Below are 427 nucleotides of genomic sequence, written 5' to 3'. Positions count from 1 at the left end.
TTTCAGAAGCGTACTCAAAGGGCATTTTGTGAATATTGGAGAAAGATTTGGTAAGAAAACATTTGGATACGTTGGTAATGCAGTCAACCAAATCATTTCCTTGAGTGAACTAGAGCACGAAGGTAAACTTCCTATCTATATTGGCGATAGCCCTGGAATAAATCCAGGTGATTGGGCAGACAAGATATCGATAGAAGCTAAGCGTAGTAAACCTACAAAAGTTCCATACGCGTTACTCAAAGCTTTGGCGCTGATAGGCGATGTATGTAAATTAGTTGGAATAAAGTTCCCGATGACGTCTTTTAGATTGACAAATATGACAACCAACAATGTTTTAGATTGCAATCTAGTTGAGAAGAATAATACTTTCGAAAAAATCAGTATGATCGACGGTATAAATAGTACGATAAATTGGATGAATAAAAAT

Annotated in this window: 1 protein-coding gene; it reads left to right on the top strand. The window is 36.1% G+C overall.

Annotated features, from left to right (window positions below; all coding sequences use genetic code 11):
* Positions 1-28 precede the first annotated feature (28 nt).
* Positions 29-427 (top strand): hypothetical protein (locus AB4585_RS27810; RefSeq protein WP_372171984.1); only part of this gene is annotated, 399 nt, incomplete at its 3' end.

Source organism: Vibrio sp. 10N.222.49.C9 (assembly GCF_041474985.1).
Lineage (GTDB): Bacteria > Pseudomonadota > Gammaproteobacteria > Enterobacterales > Vibrionaceae > Vibrio > Vibrio crassostreae_C.
This window is presented reverse-complemented; position numbering and strand designations above follow the sequence as displayed.